The organism is Egibacter rhizosphaerae, from assembly GCF_004322855.1.
Taxonomy (GTDB): domain Bacteria; phylum Actinomycetota; class Nitriliruptoria; order Euzebyales; family Egibacteraceae; genus Egibacter; species Egibacter rhizosphaerae.
Map to the genome: position 1 here is coordinate 2,508,837 of NZ_CP036402.1, position 12,890 is coordinate 2,521,726.

16 protein-coding genes are annotated in these 12,890 nt (G+C 73.4%); 11 read left to right on the forward strand and 5 right to left on the reverse strand.

Annotation, left to right across the window (positions count from 1 at the left end):
• The first annotated feature begins 29 nt into the window (after positions 1-29).
• A complete protein-coding gene (locus tag ER308_RS11735) occupies positions 30-452 on the forward strand; it encodes a GNAT family N-acetyltransferase (RefSeq protein WP_131155165.1) in 423 nt (140 codons plus the stop codon).
• A gap of 174 nt (positions 453-626) precedes the next feature.
• Positions 627-1,970: an adenylosuccinate lyase gene (gene purB / locus ER308_RS11740; protein ID WP_131155166.1), complete on the forward strand. Its 1,344-nt coding sequence runs from the start codon at positions 627-629 to the stop codon at positions 1,968-1,970.
• 17 nt (positions 1,971-1,987) lie between these two features.
• Here purB and ER308_RS11745 read toward each other — a convergent pair whose 3' ends face one another.
• Both ER308_RS11745 and ER308_RS11750 read right to left on the reverse strand, forming a co-directional pair.
• Complete coding sequence (locus tag ER308_RS11745; protein WP_131155167.1) at positions 1,988-2,815, reverse strand: hypothetical protein; 828 nt, start codon at positions 2,813-2,815, stop codon at positions 1,988-1,990.
• Positions 2,812-4,236, reverse strand: a complete 1,425-nt coding sequence (locus tag ER308_RS11750; protein WP_165492027.1) for an acyl-CoA thioesterase/BAAT N-terminal domain-containing protein — start codon at positions 4,234-4,236, stop codon at positions 2,812-2,814. The genes ER308_RS11745 and ER308_RS11750 overlap by 4 nt, the downstream gene beginning before the upstream one ends.
• A gap of 222 nt (positions 4,237-4,458) precedes the next feature.
• Between ER308_RS11750 and ER308_RS11755 the strand changes: the two genes are divergently transcribed.
• From ER308_RS11755 to ER308_RS11775, 5 genes are all read left to right on the forward strand, one after another.
• Positions 4,459-5,196: a hypothetical protein gene (locus ER308_RS11755; RefSeq protein ID WP_131155169.1), complete on the forward strand. Its 738-nt coding sequence runs from the start codon at positions 4,459-4,461 to the stop codon at positions 5,194-5,196.
• Between the two features lie 17 nt (positions 5,197-5,213).
• Complete coding sequence (locus ER308_RS11760) at positions 5,214-5,609, forward strand: winged helix-turn-helix domain-containing protein (protein ID WP_131156998.1); 396 nt, start codon at positions 5,214-5,216, stop codon at positions 5,607-5,609.
• On the forward strand, positions 5,606-6,610 hold the full coding sequence (locus tag ER308_RS11765; RefSeq protein WP_131155170.1) for an ABC transporter ATP-binding protein: 1,005 nt from the start codon (positions 5,606-5,608) through the stop codon (positions 6,608-6,610). The genes ER308_RS11760 and ER308_RS11765 overlap by 4 nt, the downstream gene beginning before the upstream one ends.
• 4 nt (positions 6,611-6,614) lie before the next feature.
• Entirely contained in the window at positions 6,615-7,352 is a 738-nt protein-coding gene (locus tag ER308_RS11770) for an ABC transporter permease (RefSeq protein ID WP_165492028.1), read from the forward strand.
• Positions 7,353-7,466: 114 nt separating this feature from the next.
• On the forward strand, positions 7,467-8,228 hold the full coding sequence (locus ER308_RS11775) for a LiaF transmembrane domain-containing protein (RefSeq protein ID WP_131155172.1): 762 nt from the start codon (positions 7,467-7,469) through the stop codon (positions 8,226-8,228).
• A 73-nt stretch (positions 8,229-8,301) separates the two neighbouring features.
• Here ER308_RS11775 and ligD read toward each other — a convergent pair whose 3' ends face one another.
• Positions 8,302-9,270 carry a non-homologous end-joining DNA ligase gene (gene ligD / locus ER308_RS11780; RefSeq protein ID WP_165492029.1) on the reverse strand — a complete coding sequence of 323 codons (969 nt, stop codon included), beginning with the start codon at positions 9,268-9,270 and terminating at the stop codon, positions 8,302-8,304.
• Positions 9,267-9,536, reverse strand: coding sequence for an acylphosphatase (locus tag ER308_RS11785; protein ID WP_131155174.1), 270 nt, complete (start codon positions 9,534-9,536; stop codon positions 9,267-9,269). Before ER308_RS11785 ends, ligD begins: the two co-directional genes overlap by 4 nt.
• Positions 9,537-9,642: 106 nt before the next feature.
• Here ER308_RS11785 and ER308_RS11790 point away from each other — a divergent pair, with 106 nt between their 5' ends.
• The 4 genes from ER308_RS11790 to purQ all read left to right on the forward strand — a co-directional run bounded on the left by ER308_RS11790 (position 9,643) and on the right by purQ (position 12,542).
• Positions 9,643-10,572 carry a phosphoribosylaminoimidazolesuccinocarboxamide synthase gene (locus ER308_RS11790; protein ID WP_131155175.1) on the forward strand — a complete coding sequence of 310 codons (930 nt, stop codon included), beginning with the start codon at positions 9,643-9,645 and terminating at the stop codon, positions 10,570-10,572.
• A gap of 142 nt (positions 10,573-10,714) precedes the next feature.
• Complete coding sequence (gene purS, locus ER308_RS11795; protein ID WP_205745583.1) at positions 10,715-10,966, forward strand: phosphoribosylformylglycinamidine synthase subunit PurS; 252 nt, start codon at positions 10,715-10,717, stop codon at positions 10,964-10,966.
• The gene (locus ER308_RS11800; protein ID WP_131155176.1) at positions 10,963-11,766 is read left to right on the forward strand and encodes a hypothetical protein; all 804 of its coding nucleotides are present in this window, start codon (positions 10,963-10,965) and stop codon (positions 11,764-11,766) included. Before purS ends, ER308_RS11800 begins: the two co-directional genes overlap by 4 nt.
• Positions 11,767-11,849: 83 nt before the next feature.
• Positions 11,850-12,542, forward strand: coding sequence for a phosphoribosylformylglycinamidine synthase subunit PurQ (purQ, locus tag ER308_RS11805; protein ID WP_131155177.1), 693 nt, complete (start codon positions 11,850-11,852; stop codon positions 12,540-12,542).
• Positions 12,543-12,626: 84 nt separating this feature from the next.
• On the opposite strand, the gene ER308_RS22810 is transcribed toward purQ, so the two are convergent.
• Positions 12,627-12,755, reverse strand: coding sequence for a hypothetical protein (locus tag ER308_RS22810; protein ID WP_276319842.1), 129 nt, complete (start codon positions 12,753-12,755; stop codon positions 12,627-12,629).
• Positions 12,756-12,890: the final 135 nt, after the last annotated feature.

Genomic DNA, 12,890 nt, shown 5'->3' on the forward strand with positions numbered 1-12,890 from the left:
GCGCCCGCGATCAGGCATGCTGCCGCGCGATGCGTCTTACCGACCTCGAACCGGGCGCCCCGGGTCTCGACGCGGCACTGGCGGTGCTGCGCGAGTTGCGACCCGAGCACACTCCCGACTCGGTCGCCGAGCGCTTCGCGGTGCAGCACGCCGAGGGCTACCGGTTGACCGCCGCCTTCGACGGGGCCACGTGCCTGGGGGTCGCCGGCTGGCGAGTGTTCACCACGTTCGCCGACGGGCGGACGCTGCACCTCGACGATCTGGTGACCGCCACCCAGGCGCGGTCTGGCGGCGTCGGGGCGCGGCTGCTGCGCCACTTGGAGGAGTGGGCTCGCGCGGACGGGTGTGCGCGCTTGCGGCTCGACTCGGGGGTGACCCGGCACGGCGCTCACCGCTTCTACCTGCGGGAGGGATACCGGATCGCCAGCCATCACTTCGAGAAGGACCTCTGAGTCCCTCGCGGGTACGACCTGTGCTTTTCCTCGCGGGCACGACCTGTGCTTCTGCCCGCGGGCGGGCGACCTGTGCTCTTGCTCGCGGGCGCGACCTGTGCCTCCGCCCGCGGGCACACTGGGAGCGTTCCCGCCCCCGCTGCACGTTCGGCCACCAGGCCCGAGGAGGCCCGCGTGATCCCGCGCTACACGCTGCCCGAGATGGGCGCGCTCTGGACCGACCAGGCGAAGCTCGCCACGTGGGTCGAGGTCGAGATCCTCGCGTGCGAGGCGCACCACGAGCTCGGCGTCGTGCCGGCCGAGGACCTCGCCGCGATCCGGAAGGGGGAACCGCCGACGCCCGAGCGCGTGTCCGAGATCGAGGCGACCACCGACCATGACGTGATCGCCTTCCTCACCGCGTTCGCCGAGACGATCCCCGGGGCCGAGCGCGAGGTCGACGCGCCCGCCGACACCGGCGAGAGCACCGCGGACGGCGAGCATCCCAGCCGCTGGGTGCACTACGGGATGACGAGCTCCGACCTGATCGACACGGCGCTCGGCGCGACGCTCGCCCGCGCGACCGATCTCGTGCTGGACAAGGCGGATCGCCTCGTCGCCGTCCTCAAGCGACGCGCGCTCGAACACTGGCACGACGTCTGCGTCGGGCGCACCCACGGGGTGCACGCGGAGCCGACCACGTTCGGGCACAAGCTCGCCCAGTTCGCCTTCGCGGTCGACCGCGGCCGCACGCGGCTGCGTGCCGCGCGCGAGGCGGTCGCGGTGGGCTCGATCTCCGGCGCGGTCGGTACGTACTCGAACATCGACCCGTTCGTCGAGCAATACGTCTGCGAGAAGCTGGGTCTGGGCATCGAGCCGGTCGCCACCCAGGTGGTCGCCCGTGACCGGCACGCCGAGCTGCTCAGCGCGCTCGCGATGCTCGGGGCGTCGGTCGAGCAGCTCGGCACCGAGATCCGCCACCTGCAGCGCACCGAGGTGCGGGAAGCGGAGGAGTCCTTCGGCTCCGGGCAAAAGGGCTCGAGCGCGATGCCGCACAAGCGCAATCCCATCCGCTCGGAGCGGCTGGTCGGCATCGCGCGGTTGCTGCGCGGCAACGCCGTCGCGGCGATGGAGTCGATCGCGCTGTGGCACGAGCGCGACATCAGCCACAGCTCCACCGAGCGGGTCGTCTTGCCGGATTCCCTGATCGTGGCCGACTACCAGCTCGATCTCGCCCGCAAGGTCGTCGAGGGGCTACGCGTCGATCCCGAGCGGATGAGGGTGAACCTCGACGCCACGGGCGGCCTGGTCGTGTCGAGCCGCGTCCTGCTCGACGTGGTCGATCGGCTCGGCGTGAGCCGGGACGCGGCCTACGAGGTCGTGCAGGCTGCGGCGATGCGGACCTGGGAGAGCGGCCGACCGTTCCGCGACACCCTCGCCGAGGAGGGCGTCGAACTCGACGAGGAGGCGCTCGCGCCGGAGCGGTTCCTCGAGCGCCACCACGTGGTCCGTGAGCGCCTGGAGGCGCTGGAGCCGTAGCGCGCGGTGTGGACGCGTCAGCCGCGGCGCGCCCGCCACCGGCCCACGAGCCACTCGACGAGGCCGAACAACGCGGCCACCACGCCGTAGAGGGGCCAAAGTGCCAGGTAGGCGCCCAGCGGGTCGCCGACGGACTGGGCGAGGTGGTCGGCGACGGCGAGCACGCCGCCGGTGCCGAGCACCGCGACCGGCAGGATCGCGCCACGGCGGACCGCGACCGCTGTCGCGAGGCCCCAGACGAGCCCGTGACCGATCGCGCCCCAACCCCCCAGCGCGCCGCCGACGTGCCAGCCACCCGGGACGAGCGCGGGCGCGAGCACGACCGCACCCGCCCAGGCGCCCCCCGTGCCCACGGCCCACGCGGCGACGTGGCGCAGCGCGGGCCTCGCACGCCCGGACGCGCGGTCGGCACGGCGCGCCTCGGTGCGCCACGCGACCGTGACGGCGATGGCGAGCAGGGGCCACGTCGACGCGAGGGCCGCGAGCACCGGCACGCCGCCGGTCACCGAGACCCCTGCCACGACGGCCTGCTCGGGCCCTGGCGTCGCGAGCTCGGCGACGAGGGTGATCGCGAGGATCACACCCACCAGGATCCCCGGCACCCGTCGTCCCCGGGTCCACGCGAAGGCGGCGAGCGCGGTGACCAGCCCCACGCCGGCGACTGGGACGGTGATGTGGGGCAGGGCCGAGCCCGCCAGGGGGGTGTAGCCGAGCAGAGCGGCCGCCCCCATCAGGAAGAGGCCCGTGGCCGCACCCACGACCGCCGCGGGAAGCAGCGCGCGGGGCCATGCGGGGGATGGGCGGACCTCTGGGGCCGGGTCGGTGGTCGGGCGGATGCGGGTCACGGCTCGCTCCGGTCGCTCGTCGCGTCGGCGAGCAGGTCGGTGAGGTGTGCCCACCCCTCGCGGGCGCCTGCCGCGGTGGCCGACGGCTCGCCGCCCGCGTCGATCCAGATCCCGGCGACGTACGGCATGCCGGTCATGTGGGTGGTGGGCAGGCCGGGTTGGTCGAACATGAGGTGACCGGCATCCTCGGCGGTGCTCCGTGTCACCCGTTCCGCGACGCCCTCGCGCTCGGCACGAACCTCGATGACGTCCGCGAGCCGCGCAGGCCACAACGCGTCGTCGCCCGCGGCCAGCGCCAGAACGGGCCCCTCGACCTCCTCGACGGGGAGCTCGGCGGCGCGGCGCTCGTCCTCGTCCGCGGCCGCGATCCCGGCGTCGTAGGTCACATCCAGCGCCACCGGATGCCCGCGCAGACCGTCCACGATCGCGCCGAGAGCCCGGGCGTCACCGCCGATCTCGAGATGATCGACGGGCTCACCGCCCCGAGTCCACGACGAGCGCACCTCGGCGTTCGCTTGCTCCTCGAACGCGGGGAGACCGCTCCACGCGTAGCCGCTCGGCAGCGCCGCTGCGACACCTCCCACGAGGTCGCTCGCGGCGCCGACGAGCAGCGCGTACTCGCTGCCCTTCGACGCGCCGACCACGGCGATCGGCGCATCCGCCACCGCGTCGTGGGTGGCCAGCCACTCCACGCCGTCGACGCCGTACTCGACGGGGATCTCCTCGAGGCCGGCGGGCAGGTGCTCGACGCCGAAGTACGCGAGGGCGAGCACCGCGTAGCCTTCGCTGGCGAGCGCTCGGGGTAGCCCGGGTGCCGGCAGCCCTCCCTCGGAGCCGCCGAACAGCACCACGCCGGGAGCCGGGTCGTCGCCCGGCGGGCGGTAGAGGGTGCCGACGAGCTCGTCGTCGCGAACGTCGCTCTCGTCCACCCCGGGGTCGTACTGCTGGCGCGCGACGGTGGTGCGCGTTGCGGTGCGGCCGCCGATGTCGGCACCGACCTCGATGGTGTGGGAGGGCTCGGTGAGTAGCGCGAACGGTGGGTCGGGGTGGTGTCCGTCGGGCAGTCGCATGGACCACAGGAGCCCGTGCGGGTCCACGGTCTCCCACGTGCCCGCGAGTGGCACCTGTGCCGCGGTGTCGACCCGCCCCTGCCCGTCAGCCTCGAACGCACCCCAGGCGGTCCAGGGGCGGTTCTGCGCGTCGACCAGCCGTGCCCACACCGTCACGGATTCGCCCGCGGGCACCCCGTCCACCTCGACCGGCAGGCCGTCGACCATGTCGATCTCGTCGTCGACCGTGAGGTCGACGTTCCCGTCGGGCGCGCCGCAGGCGGTGAGTGTGGCCGCGAGCGCCAGGAGCAGGACCAGCGGGACCGAGCGAGTCGGCGGGGCACGATCAGGTGCGGAACGGGGAGTTGGCACGGGTCGGCCCTCCTGGTCTCGGGCTGGCGTTGCGGTGGATGGTCCGCCCTGACGTCGCGAGAGGGTCATCCCCTCGTGCATCCAGCGGACGCCGTGATCGCGTCGGCGAATGTGTGCGGAGACTTTGTATCGCTGCTAGCTTTGTATTGCAAAGCCGTTTATGAACGCAACTCCGAGAACGCAACCCGAGTCCGTCTGGTGCCGAACAGGTGAGGTCAAGGCATGAGCAACGAGCCGCGCGGAGCCACACCGCAGCCGGGAGCCGACGCGGGAGGGAGCGGCGATTCGGAAGGAGCGCCGCCGGATCGGGACGACGCGCCCGAGGTGGGCGAGGCGCCCCCGAGCCCCGAGGAGTCCCTCGCGCTGATCGACGCGACCGACGCGCGTGCTCGTCGCGAGCTGGGGGGCCGCGAGGCGCCCATCTGGTACGTCTGGGGGCTCGCCTGGCTGCTCGCGTTCGGGGTCTCGTACCTCGCCGCCGAGCCGCCCGCCCCGCTGGGCGGCCTGCCCGACCTGGTGCTCGCCCTGCTCTGGCCCGCTGCGATCGGCGGGGGGATCGCCTTCCAGTCCATCTACATCGCCCGTCACACGCGGGGGCGCGGCGGGCGGACGGTCCGACAGGAGTCGCGGGTCGGGTTCGCGTACGGCGCCGCGATCGTCCTGACCGCGGCGCTGATCCCGATGCTCGACCTGCTGCCCGAGAATCCCGGGGACGATCCGGTGGTCCTCTGGGACGCGGCGATGCTGTTCGTGTTCACGCTCGCCGTGCTGTTCCTCGTCATCGGTGCGTACGAGAACGATCGTCTCTGGACCGGCTCGGGGCTCTGGCTGGGCGCGGTGAACGTGCTCGCGGCGCTGGCCTTCCCCGATCACTACGGGGCTCTGTTGGCCGTCCTCGGCGGCGGCGGGTTCGTGGTGGGCGGGGTGCTGCGCGACCTCCGGTTCCGGAGGGACCGATGAGCCGCTCGGTGGAGGGCATGCCCGATCTCGATCCGGTGATCCACGCACAAGCGCGCCTGAAGGTCGTGACGGCACTCGCGAGCGTGCCCGCCGGCGATGTCCTCGCCTTCCCGCGATTGCAGGAGCTTACCGACATGACCGCTGGTAACCTTTCGACGCATCTGCGCAAGCTCGAGGATGCCGGGTACGTCTCGGTCGAGAAGGCCCATAAAGGGCGCACGCCGGTCACCTGGGTGGGTCTGACTGACCGTGGTCGCCTCGCCTTCCGCGAGTACCGGGAGGCCCTGCAGGCGCTCCTGGATCCCGGACCCGACGACGCCGGATCGGACGCCCAGCCACGGGCCGCCCCGGTGCCGGGGGACGCGGAGGCGGAGGTCCACGGCCAGATCGACGACACGGAGGGACGAGGATGAGCGAGGTGGTCGCAGCGCTCGAGGGGGTCACCAAGGACTACGGGCCGACCCGGGCCCTTGACGGCGTGGACCTCGCCGTCCATCGGGGCGAGGTGCTGGGCCTCCTGGGACCGAACGGCTCCGGCAAGACGACCGCGGTCAGCCTGCTGGCGGGGCTGCGGCGCCCCGACGGTGGTCGGGTACGGCTCGCCGGCGGGGACCCCCGGGACCGTCGCACCCGCACCAGGCTCGGAGTGACAGCGCAGCAAACCGGCATGGTGGACGTGCTCAAGGTCCGCGAGCTCGCGAAGTGGGCCGCCACGCACTATCCGGCCGCGCGCGACGTCGACGAACTGCTGGCCGAGTTCGGCCTCGACGACCTCGCCGACAAGCAGTTCGGCGGGCTGTCGGGCGGGCAGCAGCGGCGGCTGACCGTCGCGCTGGCCTTCGTGGGCGACCCCGAGGTCGCCCTGCTCGACGAGCCGACGACCGGGTTGGACGTCGGCGCGCGGCGGTCGCTGTGGGACGCGATCCGCCGCTACGGCAGCGGTCGTCGCGCGGTCGTGCTGACCAGCCACTACCTGGAGGAGGTCGAGGCCCTCGCCGACCGGGTCGTCGTGCTCGGCCGCGGGCGGGTGCTCGCCGAGGGCACCGTCGACGAGATCCGCCGCCTCGTGGGACTGACCAAGGTGCGGGTGCGCGTCGCTGAGGACGTCGAGTTCGCCACCCTCGGCCCCGTGGCCCAGGTCGAGCGGCGGGACGAGAGCGTCGAGGTGCTGACCCCGGATGCCGACCAGCTCGTGCGCGGACTCGTCCGCCACGAGATCGGGTTCAGCCACCTGGAGGTCGCCCCCGCGAGCCTCGAGGACGCCTTCCTCGCGCTGACGGACGACCATCACGGCGCGGAGGGTCCGGCCGCCGACCGGGCGGCGATGGAGTCCGTCCTCGAGGTGGGGGCGCCCGCGGCAACCGATCGTCCCGACACCACGACCCAGTCCCCCGACGCGCAGCCACGGAGGTGACAGCGTGACCGTGTTCGCCGCCCATCTGCGCTACCGCGCGCTCGAGTACCTGCGCACGCCCATCGCGATCTGGCCGACCGTCGCGTTCCCGCTGATGATCGCCCTGTTCTTCATCGTGCCCGCAGCCCAGGACGTGCCCCAGGCCGCGACCTACGGGCTGGTGAGCATCCTGTTGCTGTCGTTCACGATGATCGCGATGTTCACGTTCGGTGCGGGCACCGCCGAGGAACGTCGCCTGCCCTGGTACGACTACCAGCGGACGCTGCCGGTGCGCCCCACCGTCGTGATCGCCGGGCGGGTGGCGGTCGGCCTCGTGTTCGCGGTCATCGGCGCCCTACCCGCCGTCGTCCTGATCACGGCCCGCACGGCCGTGGAGGTGCCCGTGGCCCGATGGCCGCTCCTGGCCGTCGCGGTGCTGGCCGGCGCGCTCGGCATGACCCTGCTCGGGCTCGGCCTGGGCATGGCGCTGCCCTTCAAGGCCGCCCTGCCGGTCGCCAACATCGCGTTCTTCCCGATGGCGTTCGCGGGCGGTCTCTTCCTGCCGCTCGAGCAGCTGCCGGACTGGGCGCGCATCGTGGGCGCTGCCACCCCCATGCGCCCGTGGGTCGAGGTCGCGACCGCCGCGGCCTTCGGCGAGGGGGCACCGCCTGGATGGTGGGCGGCGCTCGCTGCCTGGATCGCCGCGCTCGGCGCGTTCTCGGTGTGGGCGCATCGGCGCGACGCGGTACAACGGTTCCGTTGAGGCCCTCGGGAGACCGGGCCGATCGGCCTTGTCATCCGTCAGACCACGGGTGAGGCTTCCGTCATGGGCCGCCCCGCGAGCCGGCGCGGTACCGACCGAACCGGAGTGAACACGATGCCGATCGATCCACGCCCCCGCGACGCGGAGCGCGCCCCGGACCCCGAGCCCCCGGATTCCGCACGCCCGGCCGGGACCGAGTCAATACGACCCGGTCGCACACGCGAGCCCCTTCGGGTCGGTCCGCTGTTGGCCGGCCTCGTGTTCATCGTCCTCGGAGGCACCCTCGCGCTCGGTCAGCTCGGCGTGCTCGACGTCGATGTCTGGGCGGCGGTCCGACAGCTCTGGCCGCTGGTGCTCGTGGCGGTCGGCGGAGGCATGCTCCTCGAGCGGCGGTGGCTCGAGGGCGCGACGATCACGCTGATCGGCCTCCTGCTGCTCGGGTCGACGACCGGCGTGACGCCCGGGGTCGGCTTCGAACTCATCGTGCCGATCCTGATCATCGCCGTGGGGATCGGGATCATCGCCGGCGCGGTCCGCCGGCCGGGAGGGGCGCTGGGCAGCACTGCTCTTTTCGGCGGCCTGGAGCGCGAGGTCGACCCGTCGGAGCCCGCCGCACACGCGGTGACCGCCATTTTCGGCGGCTACGAGGTCCGCGTCGCCGACCGGGAGCCCGCATCCGGGGCCCGGCTCTCCGCGCTCGCGGTCTTCGGCGGCGTCGACATCGAGGTTCCGGAGTCGGTCCCGGTGCGGATCATCCGACGGAGTGGGCTGTTCGGGAGCGTCGAATCGAAGGTGCACGAGGCCTCGCACCGCGAGGTCGCCTACGAGATCGAGGCCAGCGCGCTGTTCGGCGGCGTCGAGGTCACGCGCCGGTAGCGCGGGCACCGCTGCGGACCTTCCGAGGGCCGGCTCGGAGGGCGAGACCGCCGGAGGCGAGACCGGCGCGACGTCACGGTGAGGGGGTGCCGCGGAGGCGTTCCTCGGTCGGTCGCCCGCCCCGCGGGCTGACGTCGACCAACGGGAAGCCGGCCCGATCGAGCGCTCGGGCCGCGCCCTCGAGTCGCTGCCTGCCCGGCGCCTCGGACCAGGGGTCGGCGCGGGACTCGACCGTGCCGATGCGGAACCGGGCCGGGTCGAAGGCCTCGTCCACCTCCTCCCACCGCAGCGGCGTCGCCACCGGCGCGCCCGGAGCAGCCCGCGGGCTCCACGGCGCGACGACCGTCTGGCCCGCGGTGTTGCGCGACCAGTCCAGCAGCAGCCGCCCGCCCCGGTGGGCCTTGCGCATCTCGACGGTCAGCTCGTCGGGGTGTCGGGCCGCGCAGTGCCGGCAGAGCGCGAGCGCGACGGCGCGCACGTAGGCGCTGTCGTAACGCCGCTCGATGGGCACCTGCACGTGCAGGCCCCGCTTGCCGCTGGTCTTCACGCGCGTCGTGAGGCCGAGACCCTCCAGTTCGTCGCGGACCCAGTGGGCCGCGCGCGCCACGGGGAGCTCGATCGTCCCGGGATCGAGGTCGACGGTCAGCGCGTCGGGGCGATCGGGCCGGTCGATGCGGACGAGGCCCGCGTGCAGTTCCAGGGCCGCGACCTGCGCGCACCAGGCGAGTCCCCCCTTGGAGGCGAGGAGCGCGTAGGCCACCTCGCGCTCGCTCGTGTCGGACCACTGGCGGTAGCGGCCGATCTCCGCGGGAGCGTGGTCGGGGACGTCCTTCTGGAAGAAGCCCTCGCGCTCGATCCCGTCCGGGTAGCGCCGCAGGGTCACGGGGCGGTCATCGATCGCCGGGAGCAGCCGGTCGGCGACCGCGCGGTAGTAGTCGTGGAGGTCGGCCTTCGTGACGGCCGACGTCCCCGAGGTCGGTGGCCACAGCACCTTGTCCGGGCTGGACAGGCCCGGCCGGGAGGCGTCGGCCCGACCGCTCACTGGACCGTGAACCCGGTGAGGCGCGGATCGGGATCGAGTTCGGCCGTCTCGACGTGCTCCACGCTCGCCGCCGGCGGTCCCTCGCGGCAGAACGCCAGGACCTCCTCGACCGCGAGGTCCGGGCCCTGCAGTTCGGCCTCGACCTGCCCGTCAGGGGTGTTGCGCACCCAGCCCGTGACCTGCCGGCGCTGCGCCTCGTCGTCGAGCGACGCGCGGAAGAAGACCCCCTGCACCTTCCCGGCGATCGTCACGTGCACTCGTCGCATCCCCTACTCCAGCTGTCGGTGGCGCCGGCCACGTCCTACCCGCGCCGCGCCCACTCGGCACCTGACCCGCTGGCGTCGAAAGCCGCCGGCTGCGTAGCCTGTCAGCATGTTCGAGCCGACCCGCCCCGCGGACCCTGCCGAGCTCCCCCGAGTGGTGCGACTCGAGCCCGGCAAGGTTCGCGAGCGGTACGCGGTCGGTGACGACGCGATCCTGCTCGTCGCCAGCGACCGGATCAGCGCCTTCGATGTCGTGTTGCCCACGCCCATCCCCGACAAGGGCCGGGTCCTCACCGGGCTCACCGACCACTGGCTCGACGAGCTCGCGGACCTGCTGCCCACCCACCGGATCACCTGCGACGTCGCGGCGATGCCCGCGGGGCTCGCGGCGTTCGCCGACGAACTGGAGGGTCGGGCGATGCTCTGCCGGCAGGCGGCTCCGTTGCCCGTCGAGTGCGTCGCCCGTGGATATCTGGCCGGCTCGGGGTGGGCCGACTACCGCGCCACGGGAACCATCGGCGGCGTGCCGCTGCCGCCCGGCCTGGTGGAGGCGGCCGAGCTGCCCGAGGCCGTGTTCACGCCGTCCACGAAGGCCCGGGACGAGGGCGCGCACGACGAGAACATCGACCATGCCGCCGTGGCCGGGCTCGTCGGTGGGGACCTGGCCGAGCGGCTCGAGACGCTCACGCTGCAGGTCTACGAGCGCCTCGCCGAGCGGGCCCGCGCCGCGGGCCTCATCCTCGCTGACACGAAGCTCGAGTTCGGCCTGATCGACGGCGAGCTCGTGCTGATCGACGAGGTCGGCACGCCCGACTCGTCGCGCCTGTGGCCCGAGGCCGAGTGGGAACCCGGCCGCCCGCCACCCTCGTTCGACAAGCAGCCGCTGCGCGACTGGCTGACCTCCAGTGGCTGGGATCGTCGCCCGCCCGGCCCCGAGCTGCCCGACGAGGTCGTCGCCGCGACGCGCGAACGCTACGTTGCCGCGTACGAGCGGTTGACCGGCCGGCCCTTCTCGGCCTGGGCCGCTCCCGGGCCCTGACCGCCGATCCCGAGGCCTGACCGCCGATCCCGAGGCACGACGGCCGATCACGAGGTACGACCCGCCGACCACGAGGCACAACCCGCCGATCGCGCGACGGCGAGCCCTGATGATCGATCAGAGCAGCGAAGAAGGAGTGCCGGTGCCCCGCGTGCACATCGACGTGATGCTCAAGGACGAGATCCTCGACCCACAGGGCCAGGCCATCGAGGCCGCGCTGCCACAGCTCGGCTACGACGGGATCGGCGACGTGCGGGTGGGCAAGCACATCGAGCTGTCCGTGCCCGACGACGTCGACGTCGCGACCACGGTCGACGGGCTCGCGGACCGGCTGCTCGCCAACCCCGTGATCGAGCGGTTCAGCTGGCGCATCGCCGACGACGAACGCCGGTGAGCGAGCGGCGCACCCGACCGGCTCGCCGCTTGACCGAGCGGCTCGCGCGCCGGTCCGGCAAGGATCCCTACGAGGGGCTGCCGGTCGACGACGAGCTCGGGGAACCGATCCTGCCGCGCTGGTTCGTCCTCACCGCGCTGGCCTTCGTGCCTCTGGTCCTCGTCGTCGGCGGCATCGCGTTCCTCGGGTTCGGGACCGGCCTGCTGGGGGGTGAGGACGTGCCGGCGGCCGAGCGCCGTCCGCCCCCCGAGGGGCCGTATACTACCGGGGTGGGCGAGCTCGTCGCGGGCGAGGCCGATCCCGAACGGATCGACGCGCCTTGCTCGGCCGCGGAGGGGCTGCGCGTGGCCGGGACCGAGCAGGACCGGGCAACGCTTTACGGAGCGGTCGACGCGGCCTGCGACTCCCTGGGCGAGGTCGACGAGCTCGCGGACGGGCTCGAGCCGCTAGCCGATCACGGCGCGATCCTGCGCTTCGCGACGTTCGAGGCGACAGGGGTCGACGTGACGACCGACCTGGTCTCCGACCCGCCGGTGGTGTACGCGAACGCGCGCTACGCCCAACAGGCCGCCGAGTTGATCGTGCCGCTGCTGGCCCACGAGGCGGACCTGCTCCGCGCGGCTGACCGGGGGGACGAGCTCGACGGCGCACGGACCGCGCTCGACGCGCGGGCACGCCAGGCCCGGGCCTGCGAGGCGGCCCTCGACCGGCCGAGTCGGGCGTGCGAGGACACCGCCGAGCTGCTCGCGCTCGAGCGCGAGGAGGCCGTGGAGCGCCTGCGTGCAGCCGGCTTCCGCTGACCGTCCACACGTCGATCTCCGCTGACCGTCCACACGTCGGCCTCCCCTGACCGTCTGTTCGTCGGCGGTGTTAGCGTGCGCCCATGCGGATCGGCGTCGTGCAGTTCCCCGGCTCGTGCGACGAGCGCGACGCGGTACGTGCCCTCGTGCTGCTCGGTGCCGAGCCCGTGTTGATCCGCCACGACCACGACCGGCTCGATGGCGTCGATGCGGTCGTGTTGCCCGGCGGCTTCACGTACGGGGACTACCTGCGCACGGGTGCCCTGGCGCAGTTCGCCCCGATCATGTCGGCGGTCGCCGCCTTCGCGGAGCGCGGGGGACGCGTGCTCGGGATCTGCAACGGCTTCCAGGTGCTGTGCGAGGCGGGGCTCCTGCCCGGCGCGCTCGTGCGCAACGTGGGGCTGCGATTCGTGCACCGTCGGCAGCCCGTCCGGGTCGAGCGCACCGGTCCGTGGCTCGCGGCGCCGACTGGTGCGGTGCTCGAGCTGCCCATCAAGCACGGCGAGGGCCGTTACGTGGTCGACGATCCCGACGGCCTGGCCGCATCGGGGCAGGTGTTGCTCCGCTACTGCGACGCCGACGGGGCCGTCACCGACGCCGCGAACCCGAACGGCTCGGTGCGGGGGATCGCTGGCGTCACCAACCGCGGCGGCAACGTCGCCGGCCTCATGCCCCACCCCGAGCACGCCGTCGAGGCCCTGCTCGGCCCGACCGACGGGAGGGCCGTCCTCGGGACGGTGGGCACTCCCGGGAGCGTGCGGGCCGGCGCCGGGTAGTGCCCCGGGTTCCGGTAGTGCCCCGGGGTCGGGTAGTGCTCCGGGGTCGGGTAGTGCTCCGGGGTGGGTCTCAGCGCCGCGTCGTCAATCGGACGATTCCGAGAACTGGACGCGCTCGTGCAGCCCACCCGTGCCGGCGACGTCGCCATTGCCGGTGGTCAGCCCGACGGCGAGAAGGACGATGACGACGAGGATGGCGGCGGCGGCGGCCACGGCCGACGCAAGCCGTCCGTTCTGACGCGGGACACGCGGAGGACGGTGCGAGTCGGGCATCGGCTGGGTCCGGATCGTGGTTGGGTGGGAACGCAGCCAATGTGCCGAGTCGCCGGCGGACTGCGACGTGTCCCC